20 protein-coding genes and 1 tRNA gene are annotated in these 24,866 nt (G+C 70.1%); 12 read left to right on the plus strand and 9 right to left on the minus strand.

The annotated features are described in order from the left end of the window. The first annotated feature begins 7 nt into the window (after positions 1–7). The 4 genes from AB0L71_RS26390 to AB0L71_RS26405 all read left to right on the plus strand — a co-directional run bounded on the left by AB0L71_RS26390 (position 8) and on the right by AB0L71_RS26405 (position 5,022). Positions 8–2,497, plus strand: a complete 2,490-nt coding sequence (locus AB0L71_RS26390; RefSeq protein ID WP_365247470.1) for a DHA2 family efflux MFS transporter permease subunit — start codon at positions 8–10, stop codon at positions 2,495–2,497. Positions 2,498–2,650: 153 nt separating this feature from the next. Further along, a complete protein-coding gene (locus AB0L71_RS26395) occupies positions 2,651–3,466 on the plus strand; it encodes a YceI family protein (protein WP_365247472.1) in 816 nt (271 codons plus the stop codon). A gap of 9 nt (positions 3,467–3,475) precedes the next feature. After that, a complete protein-coding gene (locus tag AB0L71_RS26400) occupies positions 3,476–3,946 on the plus strand; it encodes a PPOX class F420-dependent oxidoreductase (protein ID WP_365247474.1) in 471 nt (156 codons plus the stop codon). Between the two features lie 218 nt (positions 3,947–4,164). Then, a complete protein-coding gene (locus AB0L71_RS26405; RefSeq protein WP_365247476.1) occupies positions 4,165–5,022 on the plus strand; it encodes an endonuclease/exonuclease/phosphatase family protein in 858 nt (285 codons plus the stop codon). Positions 5,023–5,025: 3 nt separating this feature from the next. Here AB0L71_RS26405 and AB0L71_RS26410 read toward each other — a convergent pair whose 3' ends face one another. From AB0L71_RS26410 to AB0L71_RS26435, 6 genes are all read right to left on the minus strand, one after another. Beyond that, entirely contained in the window at positions 5,026–7,293 is a 2,268-nt protein-coding gene (locus AB0L71_RS26410; protein ID WP_365247478.1) for a glycosyltransferase family 39 protein, read from the minus strand. Further along, a complete protein-coding gene (locus tag AB0L71_RS26415) occupies positions 7,290–8,630 on the minus strand; it encodes a bifunctional glycosyltransferase family 2/GtrA family protein (RefSeq protein ID WP_365247480.1) in 1,341 nt (446 codons plus the stop codon). Before AB0L71_RS26415 ends, AB0L71_RS26410 begins: the two co-directional genes overlap by 4 nt. Positions 8,631–8,641: 11 nt before the next feature. Beyond that, positions 8,642–10,234: an ATP-binding protein gene (locus AB0L71_RS26420; RefSeq protein ID WP_365247482.1), complete on the minus strand. Its 1,593-nt coding sequence runs from the start codon at positions 10,232–10,234 to the stop codon at positions 8,642–8,644. A gap of 27 nt (positions 10,235–10,261) precedes the next feature. Then, positions 10,262–10,999, minus strand: a complete 738-nt coding sequence (locus tag AB0L71_RS26425; protein WP_365247484.1) for a response regulator transcription factor — start codon at positions 10,997–10,999, stop codon at positions 10,262–10,264. Positions 11,000–11,086: 87 nt separating this feature from the next. Beyond that, positions 11,087–11,965 carry an amidohydrolase family protein gene (locus AB0L71_RS26430; protein ID WP_365247635.1) on the minus strand — a complete coding sequence of 293 codons (879 nt, stop codon included), beginning with the start codon at positions 11,963–11,965 and terminating at the stop codon, positions 11,087–11,089. 34 nt (positions 11,966–11,999) lie between these two features. Further along, entirely contained in the window at positions 12,000–12,881 is an 882-nt protein-coding gene (locus tag AB0L71_RS26435; RefSeq protein ID WP_365247637.1) for a DUF2797 domain-containing protein, read from the minus strand. Between the two features lie 382 nt (positions 12,882–13,263). On the opposite strand from AB0L71_RS26435, the gene AB0L71_RS26440 reads away from it, so the two are divergent. Both AB0L71_RS26440 and AB0L71_RS26445 read left to right on the plus strand, forming a co-directional pair. Then, the gene (locus AB0L71_RS26440) at positions 13,264–13,710 is read left to right on the plus strand and encodes a hypothetical protein (protein ID WP_365247486.1); all 447 of its coding nucleotides are present in this window, start codon (positions 13,264–13,266) and stop codon (positions 13,708–13,710) included. A 367-nt stretch (positions 13,711–14,077) separates the two neighbouring features. Beyond that, entirely contained in the window at positions 14,078–15,895 is a 1,818-nt protein-coding gene (locus AB0L71_RS26445; protein ID WP_365247488.1) for an NHL repeat-containing protein, read from the plus strand. Between the two features lie 95 nt (positions 15,896–15,990). On the opposite strand, the gene AB0L71_RS26450 is transcribed toward AB0L71_RS26445, so the two are convergent. Both AB0L71_RS26450 and AB0L71_RS26455 read right to left on the minus strand, forming a co-directional pair. Next, entirely contained in the window at positions 15,991–16,836 is an 846-nt protein-coding gene (locus tag AB0L71_RS26450) for an alpha/beta hydrolase (RefSeq protein ID WP_365247490.1), read from the minus strand. 217 nt (positions 16,837–17,053) lie between these two features. After that, the gene (locus AB0L71_RS26455; RefSeq protein ID WP_365247492.1) at positions 17,054–18,289 is read right to left on the minus strand and encodes an MFS transporter; all 1,236 of its coding nucleotides are present in this window, start codon (positions 18,287–18,289) and stop codon (positions 17,054–17,056) included. A gap of 343 nt (positions 18,290–18,632) precedes the next feature. Between AB0L71_RS26455 and AB0L71_RS26460 the strand changes: the two genes are divergently transcribed. The 6 genes from AB0L71_RS26460 to AB0L71_RS26485 all read left to right on the plus strand — a co-directional run bounded on the left by AB0L71_RS26460 (position 18,633) and on the right by AB0L71_RS26485 (position 24,384). Beyond that, complete coding sequence (locus tag AB0L71_RS26460) at positions 18,633–19,862, plus strand: helix-turn-helix transcriptional regulator (RefSeq protein ID WP_365247494.1); 1,230 nt, start codon at positions 18,633–18,635, stop codon at positions 19,860–19,862. A gap of 55 nt (positions 19,863–19,917) precedes the next feature. Further along, positions 19,918–20,358 (plus strand): hypothetical protein, encoded by a 441-nt coding sequence (locus AB0L71_RS26465; protein ID WP_365247495.1) that lies wholly within the window; start codon positions 19,918–19,920, stop codon positions 20,356–20,358. 552 nt (positions 20,359–20,910) lie between these two features. Further along, positions 20,911–22,032, plus strand: a complete 1,122-nt coding sequence (locus AB0L71_RS26470) for an adenosylhomocysteinase (RefSeq protein ID WP_365247497.1) — start codon at positions 20,911–20,913, stop codon at positions 22,030–22,032. Positions 22,033–22,045: 13 nt separating this feature from the next. After that, positions 22,046–22,594 carry an NUDIX domain-containing protein gene (locus tag AB0L71_RS26475; RefSeq protein WP_365247499.1) on the plus strand — a complete coding sequence of 183 codons (549 nt, stop codon included), beginning with the start codon at positions 22,046–22,048 and terminating at the stop codon, positions 22,592–22,594. A 214-nt stretch (positions 22,595–22,808) separates the two neighbouring features. Continuing rightward, entirely contained in the window at positions 22,809–23,663 is an 855-nt protein-coding gene (locus tag AB0L71_RS26480; protein ID WP_365247501.1) for a methyltransferase domain-containing protein, read from the plus strand. Between the two features lie 187 nt (positions 23,664–23,850). Next, positions 23,851–24,384: an NUDIX hydrolase gene (locus AB0L71_RS26485; protein WP_365247503.1), complete on the plus strand. Its 534-nt coding sequence runs from the start codon at positions 23,851–23,853 to the stop codon at positions 24,382–24,384. A 135-nt stretch (positions 24,385–24,519) separates the two neighbouring features. Here AB0L71_RS26485 and AB0L71_RS26490 read toward each other — a convergent pair. Beyond that, a tRNA-Arg gene (locus tag AB0L71_RS26490) sits at positions 24,520–24,592 on the minus strand. Between the last annotated feature and the right edge of the window lie 274 nt (positions 24,593–24,866).

Consider the following 24,866-nt stretch of genomic DNA (forward strand, 5'->3'; position numbering starts at 1 on the left):
GAACTCAATGGCTACGTCCACACCAACCGGTGTGCGGGGCGGCCGCGCCAAGCACGGGGGATCGACCGATACCCCGTCCGGCGCGCCGATGACACACCGGCAGATCATGGAAGCACTGGCCGGGCTCATGCTCGGTATGTTCGTCGCGATCCTGTCGTCGACGGTCGTCTCCAACGCTCTTCCGGAGATCATCTCCGACCTCGGTGGCGGCCAGAGCGCCTACACCTGGGTCGTCACGGCGTCGCTGCTGGCGATGACCGCCACCACTCCTCTGTGGGGCAAGCTCGCCGACCTGTTCAGCAAGAAGCTGCTGGTCCAGATAGCCCTCGTCATCTACGTCGCGGGCTCGGTCGTCGCCGGTCTGTCGACCAGCAGCGGCATGCTGATCACCTGCCGTGTCATCCAGGGCATCGGCGTCGGTGGTCTCTCCGCCCTCGCACAGATCGTGATGGCGGCGATGATCTCCCCGCGTGAGCGCGGTCGCTACAGCGGATACATCGGTGCGGTGTTCGCCGTCGCCACCGTCGGTGGTCCGCTGCTCGGCGGTGTCATCACCGACACCAGCTGGATGGGCTGGCGCTGGTGCTTCTACGTCGGTGTGCCGTTCGCCGTCATCGCGCTGATCGTGCTCCAGAAGACCCTGAAGCTCCCGGTCGTGAAGCGCGACGTCAAGGTCGACTGGTTGGGCGCGTTCTTCATCAGCGCCGCCGTGTGCCTGCTGCTCCTCTGGGTGACCTTCGCGGGCGACAAGTACGACTGGGCCTCCTGGCAGACCGCCGTGATGCTCATCGGCACCGCCGCGCTCGCAGCAGCCTTCGTCGTCGTCGAGTCCAAGGCCAGCGAGCCGATCATCCCGCTGCGCCTCTTCCGCAACCGCACCATCACGCTGGCCTCGCTGGCCTCGCTGTTCGTCGGTATCGCGATGTTCGCGGGCACCGTCTTCTTCAGCCAGTACTTCCAGCTGGCGCGCGGCAAGTCCCCGACGATGTCCGGCGTCATGACCATCCCGATGATCATGGGTCTGTTCATCTCCTCGACGGTCTCCGGCCAGATCATCACCAAGACCGGCCGCTGGAAGGCCTGGCTGGTCACCGGTGGCGCCCTGGTCACCGCCGGCCTCGGGCTGCTGGGCACCATCCGGTACGACACGCAGTACTGGCACATCGGGGTCTTCATGGCCCTCATGGGTCTCGGCATCGGCATGATGATGCAGAACCTGGTGCTCGCCACGCAGAACCAGGTCGCTCCGTCCGACCTCGGCTCGGCCAGCTCCGTCGTCACCTTCTTCCGTTCCCTCGGTGGTGCGATCGGCGTCTCGGCGCTGGGCGCCGTCATGGCGAACCGCGTCACCCACTACGTCAAGGAAGGTCTCGCCGAGCTCGGCCCCAAGGCCAAGGCCCTGGGCCACGGCGGCACCGAGGGCGGGGGCATCCCCGACCTGGACAAGCTGCCCGCGCCGTTCCGTACGGTCGTCGAGAGTGCCTACGGACACGGTGTCGCCGATGTCTTCCTGTACGCCGCCCCGGCCGCGCTGATCGCCTTCCTGATCACGATCTTCATCAAGGAGGTCGCGCTGAAGTCCAACGCCGCGGAGGCCACCCCGGTCACGGCCGAGGCCATCGCGGAGACGGCCGAGGCTCCGGCGGCCACCGTCGCGGCCGTCGAGGAGGCCGCCCCGGCCACCACGACCGCCGCGGTCAAGACCCTGGCGGCCCCGGTCGCCACCCTGCAGGGCACGGCCGTGCACGGTGTGGTGCGCGGCGCCGAGGGCGCACCCGTCGCCCAGGCCGCCGTCACGCTGATCTCGCTGGACGGCCGGCAGCTGGGACGCTCCGTCGCCCAGGCCGACGGCAGCTACGGCCTGGACGCCCCGGGCACCGGCAGCTACGTCCTGATCGCGTCCGCCGACGGCTTCCAGCCGCAGGCGTCCACCGTGGTCGTGGGCGAGGAGCCGCTCTCGTACGACATCCTGCTCTCCGGTACGAGCGGTCTGGCCGGAACGGTGAAGGCCGCCGAGACCGATGAGCCGGTCGAAGGCGCCATGGTCGTGGTGACCGATGTGCGCGGTGATGTGCTGGCCACCGGCGTCTCCGACGGGACGGGCGAGTTCACCTTCGGTGAGCTGGTCCCCGGTTCGGTGACCGTCGCGGTGAACGCCACCGGGTTCCGTCCGCTGGCGCTGCCGGTGGAGATCGCCGGTCAGGGTGTCACCCGGATCGAGGCCGGACTGCAGGCCGGTGCCCTGGTGCAGGGCGTCGTGCGGGCCGGTTCCGGTCGGCAGCCGCTGCCGGACGCCCGGGTCACGCTGGTCGACGCGGCGGGCAATGTCGTCGCCACCGCGACCACCGGGGAGGACGGAGCGTACGCCTTCACCGACCTGGACGCGGGCGAGTACTCGCTGATCGCGACCGGCTATCCGCCGGTGGCCGGTGCGCTGGTCGTCAGCGGTGCCGGGGTCGACGGCCACGACATCGAACTCGCCCACCCGGGCGAGTAACCACAGACCCCTGGCCGGGCGGCGTTTCGAGCGGAGGCGCCGTACCGGCCGGTGGAAATGGGCCCCGGCGGCGGGGACAGCAGGCAGGGGACGGCCTGCGGCCCCCGCCCCGGGGCCCGACTTGTCGAGTCATGAGCAAGGAGAGAAAACCGGATGGGACTCAGCGCACAGGTACGGACGCGGGACGGCTGGGCGGTCCAGCACGCGATCGTGACGATCACCGACATGACCGGCACCCAGGTGGTGCGGGCCACCGCCGACGAGGACGGATCGGTACGGACCGACGCCCCCCTGCCGGCCGGCGCGTACACCGTGATCGTCACCGCGGTCGGATACGCCCCCGCCGCCTCCACCGCCCTCGTCACGGCGAGCGGACGGGTCGAGGCCGGCACGGTGGTCCTGAACCGCCAGGGCGGTGTGGAACTGCCGCCACCGGGCCCCTGGGCGCTGGACCCGGCCCACACCACGGTGGGCGCGGTCGCGCAGCACCTGGGCATCTCCAGCGTGCGCGGTCGGTTCACCGAGTTCAGCGGCCGGATCGAGATCGCACAGGACGTGGAGCGGTCCCGGGTCGAGGCCGTCATCGACGCGGCCAGCATCGACACCGGCAACGGCATGCGCGACAAGCATCTGCGCTCGCCGGACTTCCTCGACGTGGACCGCTTCCCGGAGATCACCTACCGCTCGCACGGGCTGGAGCCGGTCGGCCCCGACCGCTGGACCGTGCACGGCGAGCTGACGATGCGCGGTGTCGCGCGCGACGTCGACCTGGACCTGAGCTACCTCGGCACCGGTCCCGACCCGTGGGGCGGGACGCGTGCGGCGTTCAGCGCCACCGCCGAGCTGCGCCGCGAGGACTTCGCGATGAACTACAACCAGGTGGTGCAGGCGGGCATCGCGGCGATCGGCACGACCCTTCGGGTGGAGCTCGACGTCCAGGCCGTGCAGGGTGAGACCCTCCCGTCGTAGTCTCCGGTCATGGCACCCAGCATCGCGACGAACACCACCGTGGACCGCGACGATCTGCTTGCGTTCGTCAGGCCCAGACACCGGGCGATCCTGCTGACCACCCGGTCCGACGGCCGCCCCCAGGGCTCCCCGTTGACGTGCGGCGTCGACGACTCCGGGCGGATCGTCGTCTCGACCTACCCCGAACGGGCCAAGACGCGTAACGCGAAACGGGACGCACGGGTCAGCGTGATCGTCCTGTCCGACGACTGGAACGGGCCGTGGGTGCAGATCGACGGCTCGGCCGAGGTGATCGACTCACCGGACTCGGTCGAGCCGCTCGTGGAGTACTTCCGGAACATCTCGGGTGAACACCCGGACTGGGACGAGTACCGGGCGGCGATGGTGAAGCAGGGGAAGTCGATCATCCGGATCACTCCGGAGCGCTGGGGTCCCCTCGCCACCGGCGGTTTCCCCGCCCGTCTGGCGCCCGGCAGCTGACGGCGCTCTCCGGTCCGTAGTGCCGTGACAGGCAATGTTCGCGGGGCGAGCGTTGCCTGCCACGGCACGTGTCGTTCAGCGGGTGGTACACCGCGCGTACGCCCCCGTACGGCGTCCGTGTACGAGATCTGCACCGGAAAGCCGTCCTCGTACGGTGTGGATCTCGTACCCGCGCGATAGCGTGCTCGCCGCTGAGTTCCGACTAGGACTGGAGTGGTATGTCACTGCGTCGTCGTACGGTGGAAACAGTCATCGCAGCGGGCCTGTTGGGCACCGCCCTCGCACCCCCCGCATCGGCCACCGGGCAGGGACACGCGGTGCCGCTGCGCGTGGCCACGTACAACATCCATGCGGGTGCCGGCATGGACAATGTCTTCGACCTCGACCGTCAGGAGGCCGCACTCCGCTCGCTGGACGCCGATGTGATCGGGCTGGAGGAGGTCGACGTCCACTGGGGAGCCCGCAGCGAGTGGCGCGATCTGGCGTCCGAGCTGGCCGAACGGCTGGACATGCACGTCTCGTTCGCCCCGATATACAGCTTCGACCCCGCGACCGCCGGGGCGGCCCGGCGCGAGTTCGGGGTCGCGGTGCTGTCCAGGTACCCGATCGTGAGCGCCGAGAACCACGAGATCACCCGGCTCTCCACCCAGGACCCGAACCCGGTTCCGGCCCTGGCGCCCGGTTTCGGCGAGGTGACCCTGCGGGTGAAGGGGCTGCCGGTGCACGTGTACGTGACGCATCTCGACTACCGCGCCGACCCGGCCGTCCGGACCGCGCAGGTCGCCGACACCCGCCGGGTCATGGCCGAGGACCGGGCGACGGACGGGCACAAGGTGCGGCAGATCCTGCTCGGCGACTTCAACGCGGCACCGACCGCCCCGGAACTCGCCCCGTTGTGGGAGGAGTTGACGGACATCGAGCCCGGCGGTCCGACCTTCCCGGCGCAGGACCCGGTGCAGCGGATCGACTACGTGGCGGTGTCGAAGGACACCGTACGGGCACGCGGCGCGGCGGTGGCCGAGTCGCTCGCCTCGGACCACCGCCCGGTCGTCGCCGATCTGCTGCTGCGGCGCTGAGCCCTATGCGTCGCTCTTCGGCTGGGTCAGGTCGTAGAAGGTGGAGCTGCCGACCGTGACCTCCTCGAAGTTCTTCTCCACCCACGAGGAGATCTGGGACGCGGTGCCGCTGTTGCCGCCACCCTGGCCCATTCCGCCCGCGATGAAGTAGTGGATCCTGCCGTCCTCGACGTACTTCTTGAACTGGGAGAGCGTCGGGGACGGGTCACTGCCGTTGAAGCCGCCGATCGCCATCACCGGTTCTTCGGTGGCGAGTTGGTAGCTCGCCGCGTTCTGTGAGCCGATGGCGGCGGCGACCCAGGTGTAGTCACCGGCGTTCTTCTCCAGGAGCTTCCGGGCCTCGGCGCCGACGGAGGTGCCGTTGAGCAGACCGCCCATGCCGCCGCCTCCCCGGCTGCCGGATTCGCTCCGGCCGCCGGGTGGCGTGCCGGGCATACCGCCCGGCTGCTGCCCGTTCTGCTGCTGCCCGTTCTGCTGCTGGCCGCCCGGGCCCTGCCTCTGCTGCCCGTTGGAACCGCCGCCCGGGCCACCGCTGGGGGGCTGCCCCATGCCGTTGCCGCTGGGGGGCTGCCCCATACCGCCGCCGCTCTGCTGGTTGCCCTGGCCGGGAGGCTGCATGCCGCTGTTGCCCCCGCCGCCGCCGGGACCACCCGTGCTGCCGCCGGGACCACCACCGTCACCGGTACCGCCCCGGCCGCCACCGCCGCCGCCACCGGGACCGCCCTTGGTGCCGGCGACGGACGGGCCGGCCGTGACGATCGAGCCCTGATGCCCGGTGTTCAGCGTGGAGAGGGAGTACGCCGTCGGCCCGGCCAGCGACGCCGCACAGCTCACCAGCACGGCCGCGAACACCAGCCGGCGCCCGGCCCGCGCGGCGAGCAGCAGACCCGCCGCACCCGCCAGGCCGCCGACCAGGACGGTCCAGCGCAGCCACGGCAGATAGTCCGGGGTCCGCCCCAGCAGGACGTACGACCAGAGTGCGGTCACCGCGACCGTGACGCCGAGTGTGCAGCCGGCCCACCAGGTGGCCCGCTCCTCCCACAGGACCGTGACGCCCATGCCGACGAGTGCCGCGAGGTACGGAGCCAGGGCGACCGTGTAGTACTGGTGGAAGATGCCGGCCATGAAGCTGAAGACGACCGCCGTCATCAGCAGCGAGCCGCCCCAGGCGAGGAACGCCGCGCGGGCGGTGTCGGTCCGCTTCGCCCGCCGGGTCAGCCAGACGCCCGCGACGAACAGGATCAGTGCGGCGGGCAGCAGCCAGGAGATCTGGCCGCCGATCTCGGAGTTGAACATCCGGCCGATGCCGGTCTCGCCCCACTGACCGCCGCCCTGGCCGCCGCCCCCGCCCACACTGCCGGTCTCGTCGCCGTTGATCCGGCCGAGGCCGTTGTAGCCGAAGGTCAGCTCCAGGAAGGAGTTGTTCTGCGAACCGCCGATGTACGGACGCGACGAGGCGGGCCACAGCTCGACGATCGCCACCCACCAGCCGCCCGCGACGACCATCGCCAGGGCGGAGAGCCCGAGTTGACCGAACCGCCTGCGTACGGAGACCGGCGCGAACACCGCGTACAGGACCGCCAGCGGCGGCAGGACCAGGAACGCCTGCAGGGTCTTGGACAGGAACGCGAGACCGACCGCGACCCCCGCCCACACCAGCCACCGGGTCCGTCCGTTCTCCATCGCCCGCAGCACGCAGTAGACCGTGACGGTCATCAGCAACGCCAGCAGCGCGTCCGGGTTGTTGAAGCGGAACATCAGCGCGGCGACGGGGGTGAGCGCGAACACCGCCATCGTGATCAGTCCGGCCGCGGCGTTGAACCGACGGCGTACGGCCGCGTACAGCACCCCGGCCGTGGCCACCCCCATCAACACCTGCGGGACCAAAATCGCCCAGGAATTCAGGCCGAAGATCCGCACCGACAGGGCCATCGGCCAGAGCGTGGCCGGGGGCTTGTCGACCGTGATCGCGTTGGCCGCGTCCAGCGAACCGAAGAAGAAGGCCTTCCAGCTCCGGCTGCCCGCCTGGACGGCCGCGGAGTAGAAGGAGTTGGCGTACCCGGAGGCACTGAGGTTCCACAGGTAAGCCAGCGCGATGACCAGCAGCATGGCCAGGAAAGCGGGCCGTGCCCAGCGCGGGTCCTCGGGTCTGCCCCGCCACACCCGCTGGACCAGGGGCAGGCCGGGACCCTCGCCGCCGGTCCCGGCGGCCGGGGGCGGCGGGGGCGCGTCCGGCGGAGGCGGAAGGTGGTCGGGATGCAGCGTGGTCATCGAACGTTCCCCAGTTCGTGGTGAGTGTCGTCGGCGCGCCCGGCCGGGGCGTGCTCGGCGAAGGACACGAGGGCCGTGTGCCTCCCCGCGGTCCGCTCCGGGAAGACCCAGGCGCGGAAGAGCAGGAACCGCAGCACCGTCCCCGCGAGGTTGGCCGCGATCAGTACGGCGAGTTCCGTGGTGTGCGACGGCGATCCGGACGCCGTTCCCAGTGCCGCGAGCGAGCCGGACGTCAGGACGAGGCCGATCGCGAAGACGACGAGGCCCTGCGCCTGGTGCCGTACGGCACCGCCCCGGCCGCGAACGCCGAAGGTGAACCGGCGGTTGGCCGCCGTATTGGCGAGGGCCGACACCAGCAGCGCGCCGGCGTTGGCGATCTGCGGGCCGACGCCCAGCCGGAAGAGCGAGTACAGGGCGAGATGGAACAGCGTGGAGAGTGCGCCGACCACACAGAACCCGACGAGCTGCCGGGCCAGGCCGCGCGGCACCCCGCTCAGCGCACGGTCCCGCGGATCGTCCCCGAAGGGTCTGGCCAGCCGGTCCAGCGGCAGTGCGCCGACCGCCAGCGCCCGCCCCACCCGCCACACGCCCTTCAGGTCCTCGGTCGCGGTCCGCACGAGGTGGACGCTGGAGTCGGGATCGTCGATCCAGTCGACCGGCACCTCGTGGATCCGCAGCCCGGCGCGCTCGGCGAGGACCAGCATCTCGGTGTCGAAGAACCATCCGGTGTCCTCGACCATCGGCAGCAGCCGCTGCGCGACCTCGCGCCGGATGGCCTTGAACCCGCACTGGGCGTCGCTGAACCGGGCGGCCAGCGACGAGCGGAGCACGAGGTTGTAGGCGCGCGAGATGAACTCCCGCTTCGACCCGCGCACCACCCGCGAGCTACGGGCCAGCCGCGAGCCGATCGCCAGGTCCGAGTGGCCCGAGATCAGCGGGGCGACCAACGGCAGCAGCGCGTTGAGGTCGGTGGAGAGGTCGACGTCCATGTAGGCCAGGACCGGGGAGTCCGAGTGCGACCAGACGGTGCGCAGCGCCCGCCCGCGGCCCTTCTGCTCCAGCCGGTACGACCGCACCCGGGGCAGCTGGGCCGCGAGCCGGGCCGCCACCTGGGGTGTCCGGTCGGTGCTCGCGTTGTCCGCGACGGTGATCCGGAAGGCGTACGGGAAGGTGCGCACCAGGTGCTCGTGGAGGCGCAGCACACTCGGTTCGAGGTCCTTCTCCTCGTTGTGGACGGGAATCACCACGTCGAGTACGGGTGTCCCTGCCGCGTCGACCGCTCCGGCAAGGAGGTGGTCCCGGGCCGGCAGGGTGCTCCAAGGGGTGTCGGTTCGCATACCACCGACCTTCACCGGCCACGCTGTCCCGCCGATGTGGTGAACCTGTCCCCCTCCTGTGAGTACGCCAAGGCGGCGGACATCACGGGCAGATGGACGGCGAACACCGTGCACCCCGGGACCGAGGACACCTCCACCCGGCCGCGGTGCGCGGCGACGACGGCCTGCACGATGGCGAGGCCGAGCCCGGTGGAACCAGCATGGCGGGAGCGCGATGCGTCACCCCGTGCGAACCGTTCGAAGACATGCGGCAACAGGTGGGCCGGAATGCCGGGCCCGTCGTCCTGGACCTCCAGGGTCACCCAGGGATGCCCGGCCGCGGCGCGCACCCGCACGGTGACGGTGGTACCGGGCGGGGTGTGCGTACGGGCGTTCGCCAGCAGATTGACCAGCACCTGATGGAGCCGGGTCGGATCGCCGTACACGATCGCGGGCTCGTCCGGCAGTTCGAGACGCCAGTGGTGTTTCCCCTGCCCCGCGGCACGGGCATCGCTCACCGCGTCGACGACCACCGGTGAGAGATCGGCGCTCTCCTGGCTGAGCGGGCGCCCGGCGTCCAGGCGGGCGAGCAGTAGCAGATCCTCCACCATGCCCGTCATCCGCTCCGCCTCGGACTCGATCCGCCCCAGCGCGTGCCGGGTGTCGGGGCCGGTCTCCTCCCGGCCGCGCCGGGTGAGTTCGGCGTACCCCCGGATCGAGGCCAGCGGGGTGCGCAGCTCATGGCTGGCGTCCGCGACGAACTGACGGACCCTCATCTCGCTCTCCTGGCGCGCCGCCAGCGCCGAACCGACGTGGCCCAGCATCCGGTTGAGCGCGGCACCCACCTGTCCGACCTCGGTCCGCGGATCGGCCTCGGCCTCCGGCACCCGCTCCAGCGGGGCCACCTCGCCGCTGTGCAGCGGAAGTTCGGAGACCCGGGTGGCGGTCGCGGCGACCCTGCGCAACGGCCTCAGCGCGACACCGACCATGGCGGCGCCCGCGATGCCTGCCGCGATCAGGCCGGCCCCGGTGACACAGACCTCGACGAGGATCAGTGTGGTGAGGGCGGAGCCCACCTCGGCGGCGGGGATGCCGACGAGAATCGTCGTCCCCTGCGGGCCGGCGACGGCCTCCACCCGGCTGATGCCGAGATCGGGCAGGTCGACGCTCCGCGCACCGCCGCCGACCGGTGTGCCGGCCGCGGCCAGAGCGCTCCGCTGCTCCTCGGTCATCGGCTGCCCGGTCTCCTCGGCCCCCGGCTTCGGCGTGGTGGAGCTCTCGGCGACCACCCTCGACCGGCTGACCGAACCGTCCTTCGTCAGAACCGCGCCGAAGGCGCCGACGGGCAGCCCGCGCGCATCGACGAAGGCCAGCGGATCGTCGCCGTCCAGCGCTGCGTCGTCCTTCAGTGCCCCGTCGGGCACCGGCCCCGCGCCGCCACCGGGCGGCTTGGTGGCGCGCACGGCGATGGAGTGCAACTGGTCGTCGAGCTTGCCGTACATGTAGCTGCGGTACGCGATGGTGGTGACCGATCCGATGACCGCGGCGACCACGGCGATCAGGGTCACCGCGGAGACCACGAGCCGGGTCCGCAGCGTCCACGGCCCCCGTCGCCATCCGCTCATGCGTCCCAGGGCTGTCGCGGACATCGCTCAGTCACCGGGCTTGATGAGGTATCCCGCCCCGCGCCGGGTGTGGATCATCGGTGTCCGTCCGGCGTCGATCTTCTTGCGCAGATACGAGATGTACAGCTCGACGACGTTCGCCTGTCCGCCGAAGTCGTAGTTCCACACCCGGTCCAGGATCTGCGCCTTGCTCAGCACGCGTCGCGGATTGCGCATCAGGAAACGCAGCAGCTCGAACTCGGTCGCCGTGAGGTGGATGGACGTGCCGCCCCGGCTCACCTCGTGGCTGTCCTCATCGAGGACCAGATCGCCGACGACGAGCGTCGACTCGCCGCGCACCGCCGCCGTGCCGGACCGTCTGATCAGCCCGCGCAGCCGCGCCACGACCTCCTCCAGGCTGAACGGCTTGGTGACGTAGTCGTCGCCGCCCGCCGTCAGCCCGGCGATCCGGTCCTCCACCGCGTCGCGCGCGGTCAGGAACAGGACGGGGACCTCGGAGAGCTCCCGCCGCAGTCGGCCGAGCACGGTGAACCCGTCCGTGTCGGGCAGCATCACATCGAGGATCACCGCGTCGGGCCGGAAGTCGCGTGCTATCCGTACGGCACTGGCACCGTCCCCGGCACTGCGGACCTCCCAGCCCTCGTAACGCAGGGCCATGGAGAGCAGCTCGGCGAGCGGGGCCTCGTCGTCCACCACCAGCACGCGGACGGGGCTGCGGTCCGCCCTGAGCAGTTCGGTACGCCCCTGGGGCGAGATCGTCGTCATGCCTCCACCCTGTGAGACACCTCTGAGAGAGCCCTTTCCCGACTCTGTGAATTCCCTGAGAAAGCGACGCAGGGGCTGTGTGATGCGTCATTCCACGGCAAAGAGCGCGCTCGCGTTCCCGTGGCAGACCGCGCGCAGCCAGTCGTCCCCCAGATCCAGCCGTTCCAGCGCGTGCAGCTGATGCGCGTACGGATACGGGATGTTCGGGAAGTCCGTCCCCAGCAGGATCCGGTCCCCGAGCGCCGCCAGCCGTCCCCGCTCGGGCACCGGGAACGGCGTGAAGGCCTCCGTGAAGTCCGTGAACGCCATGGTCGTGTCGAGCCGGACCCGCGGGTACGTCTCCGCGAGCGTCAGGAACTGCGCGTACTCCGGCATCCCCAGATGCGCCACGATCAGCGGCAGCCGCGGATGCCGGGCGAGCAGCCGGCCGACCGGCTCGGGGCCCGTGTACTTCCCCGGCGCCGGCCCGGAGCCGCAGTGCATCACCACCGGGATCCCGGCCTCCGCGAGCAGCCCCCACACCGGCTCCAGCAGTGGGTCGTTCGCGTCGTACGCACCGACCTGGAGATGCGACTTGAAGACCCGCGCCCCCGCCTCCACGGCCTGACGCACATACCGCTCCACACCCTCCTCCGGGAAGAACGTCGCGGTGTGCAGACAGTCCGGCACCCGGCGCGCGAAGTCCGCCGCCCAGCCGTTCAGCCAGGCCGCCATCCCGGCCTGGTGCGGATAGAGCATCGCGGTGAACCGGCGCACACCGAACGAGCGCAGCAGCGCGAGGCGCTCGTCCTCGTCGTGCCGGTACTCGATCGGCCACTCCATCCCGGTCAGCGGCCCCGCGGAGTCGAAGTACGCCCAGACCTTGCTGAGCACCCGCTCGGGCATGAAATGGGTGTGGACGTCGATGATCCCGGGCAGCCCCAGCCGTTCCCAGAACCGCACGACCCCGTCGGCGTCACCGCGCATCACGCGCCCCTCTCCTCGTCCGCACCCGACGATCTCAGAACAGCCCTTCCTGCACCCCACCGCCCCCGATGCCGACGACCGGCACCCCCACCCCCGCCTCCGCGCCGGCCCCCGCCAGCTCCCACCCGGTCATCAGCCGGGTGTCCAGCACCACGATCCCGTCCGTCACCGTCTCCAGATGCAGATCGGGCCCCGCCGCCGCCACCAGCCGCCCCGCGACCGTGCCCCCGTCCACCAGCTCGGTGACCGCCCAGTCCACCTCGACCGCACCATCCAGCCCGAACACCCCGGTGTGATCGACCGGTTCGAACGGGAGCCGCTCCAGCGACTGCGGCCACCCGGCCCCCTCCAGCGCCGCGGCCCGCGCGTAGAGCTCCGCCATCTCGGCCCGCCGCTCGGCCGCCCCGGGCAGCACCGCACGCACCGCCCGCTTCCTGGCGTACGGAATCCGGTCGGGCACCCCGAGCGCCGCCCTGAGCAGTTCCTCGGTCCGCCGCGCCGCCATCAGCGGCCCCCGGCCCAGCCAGCTGAACACCACCGCCCCCTGCTCCCGCAGCCGCGCCGCCTTCCGCTCCTCGGCGGTGATCCCGACCTTCACCATCCCCGGCCCGAACCACGCGAGATACACGCGGTAGGTCCGGGGGTCGTCGGCGATCGTGTCGGCGGCCACCGAGTGGGCCCGGTCCAGCCGCGCACACTCGGGGCACCGCGCCCCTGTGCTCCGGCCCGGCACCACGGCCCCCACCGGACAGGCGTTGCGGCGCGCCCCGACACAGTGCCGCTCCCCCACGGCCCGGAAGCCGAGCTCCGTCCCGTAGGCCGGCGCACTCACCCGCGCCTCACCACCCTGCCGCCACCCCATCAGGGGCGGCCCCTGCACGTCCGGCCACCGCAGACCGGTGCACTGCCAACCCATCCGCGAACTCCCGTACTCCGATCCGGACGCAGAGAATGCCACACGCCCAGGGTGCTCCCGGAACACGCCCAGGGTGCTCCCGGAACCACCGGCCGTGCCCGCCGCCGGCCGCCCGCCGCGGGCCGGGACGGGACCGGGACGTCCAGCGGTGGTGACCTGTGCCGAGGCGGTCCACGATGGAGGGAGCAGCGGACAACAAGCCACATGGTGATCCTGTGCTTGGACCGGTCGTCGTCACGAGTTCCCGTTGAGCCCCCGCCGCTGCTCGCACCGCTCTCCGCGCTGGGCCCTCCACCGCGGGCGATCATCCGTGCGCCCGGCCCCGTGGCCGCGCACCGACCGGTCCACGGCCGCAGTGGTTGCCGGGCCGAGGAAGATCGTGATGGTTACCGAGGCTGAACTGCTGAAGACCGACGACCAGCGGCTCGAGGAGCTGTTCCGCGGGAGTCCGGCGGGTGAGATCCCCAAGGGGCCGATGGAAGGCAGGGCGATCCTTCCCGCGGCGGGGCCCACGGGGGCGCGACTGCTGGCCTGCCTGGTGCATCTGGCCCTGTGGCGGGGCAAGGTCTTCAGCCCGGACGGCTATCTGACCAACCGGCTCACCGCCCTGGACGTCCTGTCCGTCGTCGCCCTGGTCGGGCCCGGACCGAGCCGCCTGGACGAACAGGAGTGCATCGTCATCGACTACTCCCACACATCCGCGGCGTTCGGAGGTGTACGGGACGAGCTCCGCCAGGTCGGCCCGGGCCTGTACCTGGGCCTGATCTGGCTGTGCGGCCACAGGATCGGCTGGTTCACGCTGCGCGAACCGAACAGCGGCACGGGGTAGCGGCGATCGCACCGGCCGTGGCGGCGGTCCTCATGCCCCCAACGGGGCCCGCCGCCCACCGCCCGGCCTCTCCGCACCCTCTCCCCACGCCCCGTTGACGCGTCAGGCTTCTGCCCGCGGGCGGAGGTTGTGCACGGCGCCGACATGACGAAAGGCCCGGATCTTGTTTCCCTCCGGCAGGCACCCGCGCAGATCGACACCTCGGCTCCCCCACGGCGTCGGAAGGCTCACGTCCCCTCTGCGCCGCCCAGGTACCGCCCTGGCCGCATCGGCCACCCTGGCACTCGCCCTGACGGGACTGCCCGCGGCCGCCCCTCCCGCCCCACCGGCCCCCTTGCACGGAACGGTCACCAGTGCGGGAAAGCCGTTGTCCCACACCACCGTCACGCTCTTCGCCGGAGACCGGGAAGGAGCCCGGGTGCTGGGGCGCGCCACCACCGACGGTGCCGGAACCTTCCGGATCCGGCCCGGCCCCGGCGGGCCCACGGGCTCCGTCCAGTACGTCGAAGCCACCCCCAGCGGCGACCCGTCGCTGCGCCTGCGTTCCGTCGTGGGCGTCGGCCCCGGCGGCGGTGTCCCGCAGCGCTCCGAGTCCGCTGTCACGGTGAACGAGTTCACCACGGTCGCCACCACCTACGCGTTGGCCCAGTTCACCGACCGGAGCGGCATCACCGGTCCGAGCCCCGGGCTGCAGAACGCCGCCGCGACGTCCTACAACCTCGCCGACCCGGCATCGGGCAAGCCCGGCAAGGTCGTCAGCGACCGGAACAACGGCAGCCGCAACGACACCCTGGCCACCCTCGGCACTCTGGCCAACCTCGTCTCCCTGTGCGCGCCGGGATCGGGCACCGGCCTGTGCCAGGACATGCTGCGCCTGGCCACCCCGGAAGGCGGCAGCGCACCTGGCGACACGGCGGAAGCCGTGCTCAACCTCGCCCACAACCCGAGCCTGGCCACCGGCAGGCTGTACGCCCTGGCCGCGCGGACCCACACGTACAGCCCCGCACTCACCTCGGCACCGTCGGCCTGGGTGCTGGCCCTCCACTTCACCGCCCCCGAGGTGTACGCCCCCGGCCGGATGGCCATCGATGCCAGGGGCAACGTCTGGGCCTCCAACAACTGGCTGCCCGGCACCCGGAACCCGAGCCCCTACGTCACCGTGCAGGACCCGGTGGGCAACCCGGCCCTCAACAGCCCCATCAGCGGCGGCGGGATGAAGGCGGGTGCCTGGGGCATCGCCATCGACCACGCGGGGTCCGTCTGGGTACCCAGCTACGGCGGCGACGCCATGGCGAAGTACTCGTCCGCCGGAAAGCCGCTGTCGCCCGGCACCGGCTTCAGGAACGGCGGCCTGAACCACCCGCAGGGCACCGCGGTCGACCAGCGGGGCAACGTCTGGATCGCCAACTTCTACGGCCTGAAGGGCAACCGCGGCCAGGGAAGCGTGATCGTCTACCCCCACGGCGATCCCTCGAAGGCGATCACCATCACGGGCGGCGGCCTCGACCACCCGTTCTCCCTCCAGATCGACGGATACGGCCGGGCCTGGGTCTCCAACGCCCGCCTGAACGGGGCGAAGCTCCTGGACACCCGCACCCCCACGGGCCACGCGGGCGGAAGCGTCACCGTCATCGGCCCCGACTTCAAACCGACCTCGTTCTCGCCCATCAAGGACGCGTCGCTCGACTGGCCACTCGGACTCGCCGTCGACTCCGGGAACAACGTCTGGGTGCCCGACTTCGTCAGCAACTCGGTCACCCGGATCGGGTCCGACGGAACCGTGGCAGGCGTCTACAAACTGCCCACGCCCATCGCTCCCTGGTCCGTCGCCGTCGACGGATCCGACCGGGTGTGGGTCGCCGGCTTCGGCGCCCCGTCCGTATCCGTCCTGTGCGGCACGAACACCAGCGCCTGCCCGCCCGGCTCCTCCACCGGCTCCGTGCTGTCCCCGCGCGACGGCTACCGCAGCCCTTCCCTCCAGCACCTCACCGCGGTCCAGCTCGACCAGTCCGGCAACGTCTGGCTGGCCAACAACTGGTCCGCGATCACCCCGCCCACCGGCGGCGACGGCCTGGTCGAACTCATCGGAGCCGCCACCCCCGTCTGCACCCCGCTGCAGCCCCTGCCGGCCCGCCCGGCGTCCACCGGCCCCACGGCCTGCCCGACTCAGACACCGCCCGCGTGATCACACCGGGCCTCCGCCGCCAGGTGCCGCGACCGGCAGCCTCTGCCCGTCGCGGCACCAGCCAGGAGGGGGCGTCGGACGGCAGCCCCGTCAGGTCAGGAACTGCCCGCAGCCGCAGTGGCGCCCTGGACGATCAGGTCGGCCACGGCGTCGGGGCGGGCGATGAGGGACACATGGCAGGAGTCGATCTCCTGCGTGTGGGAGTGGGCCCGTTGGGCCTCGAAGAGCTGCTGCTGGAGGCTGACGGTCTTGTCCTGCCGTCCCACCAGGGCCCAGGACGGAATCTCCTTCCAGGCCGCGACCTTGGCCTTCTCGGAGAACGCCGTCGTGGCCACCGGGCGCTGGGTGGCAGCCAGCAGGTTCGCCTGGCTCTCCGACAGGCAGTTGGCGAAGACCTGGTGGACCTTGTCCCGCTTGAGGTACAGGTCGGTGCCGCTGCCGTCGGCCGTCCGATACGGCACGGCGTTCGTGGCGGTGCCCGGGGTGCTGGGGAAGCGGGCGGACAGCGAATCACCGCTCTCACCGACGTCCGGCATCAGCGCGTTGATGTAGATCAGTGACTTGACCTGGTGGTTTCCCGCTGCGGCCGTACTGATGACAGCGCCGCCGTAGGAATGACCGGCCAGCACGATCGGGCCTTTGATCGTCTTGAGGACGGAGGCGATGTACGCGGAATCGCTGTACAGGCCGCGCAGCGGGTTGGCCGGGGCCATCACGGTGTATCCGCGACGCTGAAGCCGCTCGATCACCCCGTTCCAACTCGAGGCGTCCGCGAAGGCGCCGTGGACCAGCACGATGGTCGGCCTGGTGGCGTTCGCCCCGTCGTCCGCTGCCGCAGGGACCGTGGTCAGCGCGGACAGGGCGGTGACCGCGCACCCTGCCGTCGCCACGCGCAACGCCCTGCGTCGGAGCAGCGAGCCACGTATCGCGGGTACTGACATGTCGACCTCACTCTCGATAGGGGCCTACGGCACTTCAGCGTTCACGCGGGAGGCCGAACGGGCCAGGCAGTGGCGGCCAGGCGGGTGCCTTCGGCGCGGCATCGGAGTGACATCCCGCAGGTCGCGTGGGCAGCGGCGCACCGGGAGAACCGGCTGCCCGCTGTCGGTTTCCTTCTGCCGCAGGGCACGAGGCCCCTGGAATCCGCCCACACCCAGCTCATGCGGCTGATGCTTCCTTCACGGCGCCACGGGATGTCCGCCAGGCGGGCTGGTGGCGCCGTGCCCATCGAACAGCACGCGGCGCCACAAGTCCCGTCAGGGCGAACAGCGTTCCCACGACGTACCACCCCGGCCGCCCCCAGCTGATGCAGAGCGCAATGAGCAGCCCGGGCCCGAGAGCTTCGGCGAGTCCGGCGCCCAGCCCGAACACTCCCAAGTACTGGCCGGTGGCGTGCTGTGGGGCGAGAGCGAATGACACCTCGAAGCCGGCGGCCGAGTGCCACAGCTCACCGATGGTGTGGACAACTACCGCCGTGATGAGCAGCGTTGCAGCGGCCCACGCCGATATTCCTGCGGCCAGCGAGATCATCACGCAGGAGACAAGGAAGGCCACGCCCGCTCGCCGGTAGGCGTTGCCGCCGGCCTCGGGGGAATCGATGTTCCGGCTGGCTCGCACCTGGAACGCCACGACGATGACCGTTCCGGTGAGCATGGTGCCCGGGATGAGCCAGTGCGGTGCGGCCGTGACCCCGACCAGCCAGAGCGGGATGGCCACGGTGAGCACCTTGAACTGGACGGCCATGATCCCGTCGAGGGCGGTGAGCAGCAGGTAGGGCGCGTCCCGCAGGGCGATCCAGCGAGGGCCGGCGGCAACGGGCTCAGGGGTGACCGGCGGCAGAAGGACCAGGAAAGCCGCAGCGAGCACGAAGGCGATCGCGTTGCCGACGACCATGAGCTGATACGCGGTGGGGGTGCCCCTCAGGACGACCCAGCCGGCCCCTACGGCGCCGAAGGAAATGCCGACGTTGGTCACCGCACGGAGATAGGCGCGGAACTCCTGTGGCTGGTCTCCTCCGTAGTGCCTGATGAGCGGAGTACGTGCGGCCAGACCGGCCGCCTTTGCTCCGGTTGCTGCGCTCACCGCGACAACGAACGGCCAGAAGCTGTCCGCCAACAGGAAGCCGGCCGTGGCTAATGCCTGGATCACCAGAGTGACCGCGTAGACGCCCCGTGCTCCGTACACGTCGGCGAGGTGACCGACCGCGATGCCCACGGCCAGCGCGACGAAACCGGCGATGCCAAGCCCGAGCCCCACGCGGCTCGCCGGAAGGTGCACCGCCTCCGTGAAGTACAGCACCCCCGCGGTCAGATAGAGGCCGCTGCCGACGGTGTAGACGAAGTTCGAGGCAGCAAGGACCCGCTGCGGCCCTGAATCCGGCATCAGATGGGGCATGAAGGGGCTCCGCATTCCGAGCAGACGGTAAGAGACGCCTGAGCTTGCTGCATATTACTTGCAATAACAAGAGACTTGCCATAATCGGCTGACCTTTTGAAGAGCGGGCCGGGGTCTCCGACACAGAGGGCAAGCACAAGACCTCGACTCATCGGCCGGTCGGGCATCCGGAAGATCGAGGCGATCCACCCACGCGTCGCCGCAGGCAGGGGCTTCCTGCCTATGGCACTCCCCAACCACCGCGCACTCTCGGTACCTTCATCAGTGGAAGCCCCGACGGATGGAGCACGATGCCTCGCCGCCCGCTGGACCGCCAACGCCTCGCCCATCAGGGGGCACGCTGATGCTGGAAGAAGCCGAAGAGATCGGCCGTCGCGCACGCCGTGCCAGGCTCCGCCTCGGCATGACGCAAGCCGACCTCGCTGCCGCCCTGGGCAAGACACAGGGCTGGGTGTCCAAGATGGAACGCGGACACATCGAACTCGACCGCGTCGGCCTGCTCAACCTGCTTGCCTCGGAGCTGCACATACACCCGAACGACCTGATCGGACGGCCGTACAACAGCTCCCCGTCCGAGAATCAGTGGCAGATCTCCGCCACAGCCATCATGCGTGAACTGCGCCGTTACGATCTCGCCCCTGTCTTCGACGGAACCCCCCGGCCCGCCCGCCAGCTCTGGCAGGAAACCACCCGCCTGCACCGCCTACGTGACGCCGCTGCCAACGTGGCGATCATGGAGGTTCTTCCTGACCTCTTCCGAGAGGCACGCGCCCTCGCCGAAGTACTCACTGGGCACGAGCGGGAAGAGGCGTTCGCCATCTATGCCGTGTGCTGCAAGTTCGCCCACACGGCCGCGCATGCCCTTGGTCACCCTGAGCTGATCGCCATGGCGTGTGAGCGGGCTGCATGGTCCGCCCGGCTTTCCGGCGACCCCGTCATGCCTGCCGTCGCCGACTGGATGCGTGTCTGGGACATGTGGGCCACCGCTGACTGGGACGATGCCATGGCTCTGTCGGACAAAGCTCTTCGCTCGGTACAACAGGCTTACGACCAGGGCGATCCGCTGGCCCTCCGTGCCTGGGGTTCCCTGCAACTACGTGCGGCTGTCTCCGCCGCCCGCGCCGGCCGCCCTGCGGAAGCCGAAGACCGCATCGGTCACGCGCGGGCCGCTGCCGACCGTATGACGGAATACCGCGGCCCTCAGGTGTGCGACCGCCACAGTCTGACGTTCTCGGCGGGCAACGTGCAGATTCACGCGATCAGCGTGGCGCTGGAGATGCATGAGCAGCGCAAGGCGCTCTCGATAAACCGCCGCACATCCCCGGCTCTGGTCGACTCACTTCCCAACTCCCGCCGGGGTCATCACCACATGGACCTGGCGCGCGCCTGGCTATGGGACGGAAACCGGGACAAGTCACTGAAGGAGCTGGAGACGGCCGAGCGCATCGCACCCCAGCTCATCCGCAACCACCCCATCGCCCGGTCAACCCTGCGCAGCATCGTGTACGCCGAACGAACGAGCACCCGCGAGAAGCTGCGCCGCATGTCGGACCGCTTCCACCTCGACGGATGAGGGGCGTATTCCTGTGGTTCATATTGAGCCCCGGAGACCTTCCTAACTTCGGAGCATGGCAGAAGAATCAGCGAAGCAACTCCCTGGATCAGAAACCGCGTTAATCCCCGGCACCCCGTTTCAACCCCGCCTTGGCGAGCTCGCTCTCGACCTCGCCAAGGGCGGAAAGATCGGGGTGGTCGTCGCTCTGCCGAGTGGCATCTCTGCGTCGTACCAACTGCGTCCAGTCGACGGCGGTGAGGACTGGCGGGCCCGGTCCGACGGAAGCACCCTGTGTCCCGTGCCCGTCCCGGTCACGCACGTCACGCCCATGAAGCAGGATGCCGTCTACGACCACCGCGCTCAGCAGGCCGCGGTCCCGGTCACCGTGCATTACGAGGACGGCAGCGTCTGCGAGACGCTGCTCGTGCTCACCTCAATGCAAGTCGAGCTGTACTACCTGCAGTTCGACCAGCTGATCGAGGCGAGGGAATCAACTCGGGAGCACCAGCGGTGACCCCGGCCGTGCTGATGCCCGGTCCGCCTGCTTCCGCGCGCATCCCGATGCGGTCGCTCATCGCCTTCCGCTGTAAAGCGACCGCCAACAACCTCAGCGGCACCCGCGAAGTCCTGCTCGCCACCTGCCGATGCCGGTCTTCCCGTCTCGCCGCCCGCTGGCTACGTGCCGAAGCACTCCACCTTGCTCGGCTGCTGTCCCCGGACCCCGGAGCCACGTTCTTCCAGGACGCGCCGCTCACCACCGCAGTACCGGACATGCCCGGCCCTGGAGCCGAGCTGCGCGCGTGGGCCAGCAATGATCAGGCGTACGAGCACGCAATATGTGCCCTTGCCACAGACCGCTCCTTCGTGTTCGCCGTGACGGACTACGACGCCCGATACTCCCTTCGGGTCGATCCGCTGCCCACACGGTGCCCGGCGCTCCCGCAAGCCTGTCTCCCCGCCCGGTCGGCAACCCCGCTCCCAGGGGACGGGACGCCACAGGAGACCCCGAAAGCGGTGCGCCACCCTATGCCCCCGCCTCCGCGCTCCTCTCAAGGGAAGTGAGCCAATGGAACAGTTCGAGCGTGCACGGCTCGACTCGTACTTCGCCCGTATCGCAGGCGCCTTCGCCCCGGCGGAGAGACCGTCGGCCTTCCTGATCACACACCTGCTGCCTGAACGACCCGCGTTCGTGCGTGCCGTGGGCATGAGTACCAGCCTGCGGGCCGTGCTGCCCAAGCCCAAGTCCGTCGACCCCACTGCGCACCGCGAGATCGAGAAGACCACCCAGTGCGACGCCCTCTCGCGGGAACTGTTCGAGGACCCCACCGGTGCGGTCGACTACGTCGAGTCGCGGGCCGCTGGCGAGAATGTCGTGCTGCTTGATGTCGGCGGATACTTCGCGCCGGCTCTCAACGCCCTGTGCGAGCGGTTCTCGGGTCGGATCCTGGGCGTGGTCGAGGACACGGAGAACGGGCACAAGCGGTACGCGAGCGCCGAGAAACTGCCCTGCCCCGTCGTCTCCGTCGCCCGTTCCCCGTTGAAGGATCCCGAGGACTTTCTCGTGGGTCAGTCGGTCGTCTTCTCGACCGAGGCACTGATGCGGGGCCGCGGTGACATCCTGCACGGCCGCCCGGCCCTCGTGATCGGCTTCGGCAAGCTCGGGTCGAGCATCGCCCGCCTGCTGCACGCCAAGGGTGTCCATGTCACCGTCTACGACATCGACCCCGTCCGCCGCACACAGGCGCTCTCACAGGGCTTCTCTGTCGCCAGGGATCGCGACGCAGCCTTGCACGGGGCCGGTCTCGTCCTGTGCGCGACCGGTGCCGTGTCACTGCGGGGCGAAGACTTCTCAGCTCTGCGGAACGGAGCCTACGTCGCCACGGTCACCAGCAGCGAGGACGAACTCGACCTGGCCGGCCTTCCCGCCGTGTACCAGCGGACCCCGAACGGGGAGCACGTCACCCGGTACCAGACGACCGGGCACTACTTCTACCTGCTCAACGGCGGCAACGCCGTTAACTTCCTGCACGGCGCCAGCGTGGGCCCGTTCATCTACCTCGTACAGGCCGAGATACTCGCGGGCGTCCGAAACCTCACCTACAAACACCTCGGACCCGGTATGCACGAGGTCGACGCCACCGACCGGGCGACCATCGCCGGAACATGGCTGACCTACTTCAACCGTTAGGAGAACCAGCCTCATGCCGATCACCGCGCAGCACGTACGCGACACCATCGACGCCTACCTTGCCGACCACCCGGACGAGAAGGATGCTCTTTCGCCCCTGCGGCAGGCTGTCGAGGAAGCCGGCGACTCGATCACCTCGCGCAAGGAGTTCCGCGGACACGTCACCGCTGGTGCCGCCCTGGTCCGCCCCGACAGCCGCGTCCTCACCATCGAACACCGAGCCCTACGCAAGTGGCTGCTGCCCGGCGGACACGTCGAGACCAGCGACGCGAGTCTGCGAGATGCCGCACTGCGTGAGTTGGCCGAAGAGACCGGCATCAGCCGCGATCAGGTCGAGCCGGACGGAGAAGCCCCCTTGCACATCGATGTGCACACCATCCCGGCGAACGACGCGAAAGACGAACCTGCGCACCTGCACTTCGACTTCCGGTTCCTGTTCCGCACCACCGCGGACGCGGTCGAACTGCAAGAGGAAGAGGTCACGAACTACTCCTGGCAGTTCGCCGACATGCTGACGGCCGAGCCGCTGCGTTCCCGAGTGATGGCCGCCGCAGACATGTGAGGCCAACGCCCCAAAGACCGGACCGCCCCTCGGCCTGAACAACGTTCGGGGTGGTCCGGTCGCGCGGCCCCGGGAAGGTCCGCCAGGCGTGCTGATGGCGCTGCGCCCGCCGAACAGCACGTGGCGCTACACGTCCCGTCAGGGCCAACAGTGCACCCCACGAGGTACCACTCCGGCAGCCCCATACCGACCATCAAGTACCATCACGGATTTTGTGAATCCTTCCGATCTCCGCGCCAAGGTTCCCTCGCTCGCGGCCGGCATGGCCGCCGCCGGTCACAGCCCGGACATCCAGCTGTCCCAGACCCGCCACCGCGCCGCGCTCGTGGCGGACTGGCACATCGCACCCGGCTCAACCGTCCTCGAACTGGGCTGTGGCCAGGGCGACATGACTGCCGTCCTCGCAGAAGCGGTGGGGCCCGAAGGGCGCGTGGTCGCCGTCGACGTGGCCGAACCCTCCTACGGGGCGCCGGTCACACTCGGGGAGTCGGCAGACCGGCTCATGGCGGGCCCCCTCGGGCCGCGCATCGACTTCCGCTTCGCCACCGACGTCCTCGACCCCTCCGTCGACTTCCCAGAAAACACCTTCGACCATGTGGTGCTCGCACACTGCTCCTGGTACTTCGCCTCGTTCGGACAACTGCGAGACACACTGGCCCGAGTACGGCCGTGGGCGCGGCGACTCTGTTTCACCGAGTGGGACCTGACGCCTGCCTCCGGCGACCAACTGGCGCACCTCCTCGCCGTGCTGGTCCAGGGGCAGACCGAGGCCGCAGGATCGCGTGGCCAGGGCAATGTCCGCACGCCCTTCTCCCGTGAGGAGCTGCTACGGCTCCTGCCCGAGGCCGGCTGGACGGCCGACAGCAGCGGGTCGGTCGATACCGGAGAGCTCCAGGACGGTGACTGGGAAATCGCTGCCTGCCTCGACCTGGCCGGAACGGAGGAACATCTGGCCGCACTGCCCGAGCCGGTGCGACACCTTGTCCTGAGCCAGGCCGACGTTCTCCGGGCCGTCGCCAAGCCGCGCGGCAACCGCGCGCTCGCCGCGTACTCAGTCACCGCGCACTGACAGAGCGCCCCACCAGCACTCGGTCCTCCCAAGCCGACGGGCCAAGCTCTTCGCTCGGGAGCACAAGCGATGACCAGGAGGCGGGCGTCCGCCCAGATATTCGTCAGATCGGGGTCAGGTCTCCGAACTCACCTGTCTTCACCGTTCGTTCTGCGATGGTGGAGGCCGACCGAGAGGGGCCGCAGCAATGCAGTGGAAGATCCACGGGGAACGTCCGATCTACGAGAACAGCTGGGTGAACCTGTGGCTCACCGATATCGAGACCCCGGACGGCAACCGCTGGGAACACCACGTCGTCAAGCTCCGGCACCTGGCCGTGGCCGCCGTGGTCAACGATCGGCAAGAGATCCTGATGATGTGGCGGCATCGCTTCATCACGGACGCGTGGGCGTGGGAGCTGCCCATGGGTCTGGTCGAGGAGGGCGAGACCCCGGCCGACGCGGCGGCCCGTGAGGTCCTGGAGGAGACCGGCTGGCGCCCCGGCCCGATCAAGCCACTGATCTACGCCGAGCCGGCCAACGGCATCACCGACTCCCAGCACCACGTCTTCCGGGCCGACGGGGCGACGTACGAGGGACCGCCGACCGAGAAGAACGAGTCGGACCGGATCGAGTGGATCCCGCTGGCCGACGTGCGGGGCATGATCGACCGCCGCGAGATCATCAGCAGCGGCGCCCTCGTCGGGCTGCTCTACGTGCTCATGGACGAGGCCATCCGCTGACCCGGCGAGGCCGACGTCCGCGTAGCCGTCTGATCGGGCTGACAGCCGCCCTCGGAAGAGATTGCCGTCAACCACTGCCGTCACGACATACGACAGAGGCCCTCAGGATTTCTCCTGAGGGCCTCTGGCCTGATGTGCACTCGGCAGGATTCGAACCTGCAACCTTCTGATCCGTAGTCAGATGCTCTATCCGTTAAGCTACGAGTGCTTGTTCGCGGTGTTGGCCGCTTGCTCTTCCTCCCGGTTTTTTTCTTCCCGGTCGGCGTTGCGGGAACAACATTACATGACCTGCGCCGTAGTGCGAAATCCATTAGCCAAACCTGCTCTGACCTGCGGAAACGTCATGATCGTCGGGTTCGCGAGCCTCCCCGGCGGGCCGCGCGGGACGGCTGGAGGGCGGGTGGAGAGCGGCTGACGGGCCCCTCGGAAGCGACGGACGGACGACGCGGGTCCGGATACGACCGAAGCCCCGTGCCGGTGGC

The organism is Streptomyces sp. NPDC052052, assembly GCF_040680455.1.
Classification (GTDB): domain Bacteria; phylum Actinomycetota; class Actinomycetes; order Streptomycetales; family Streptomycetaceae; genus Streptomyces.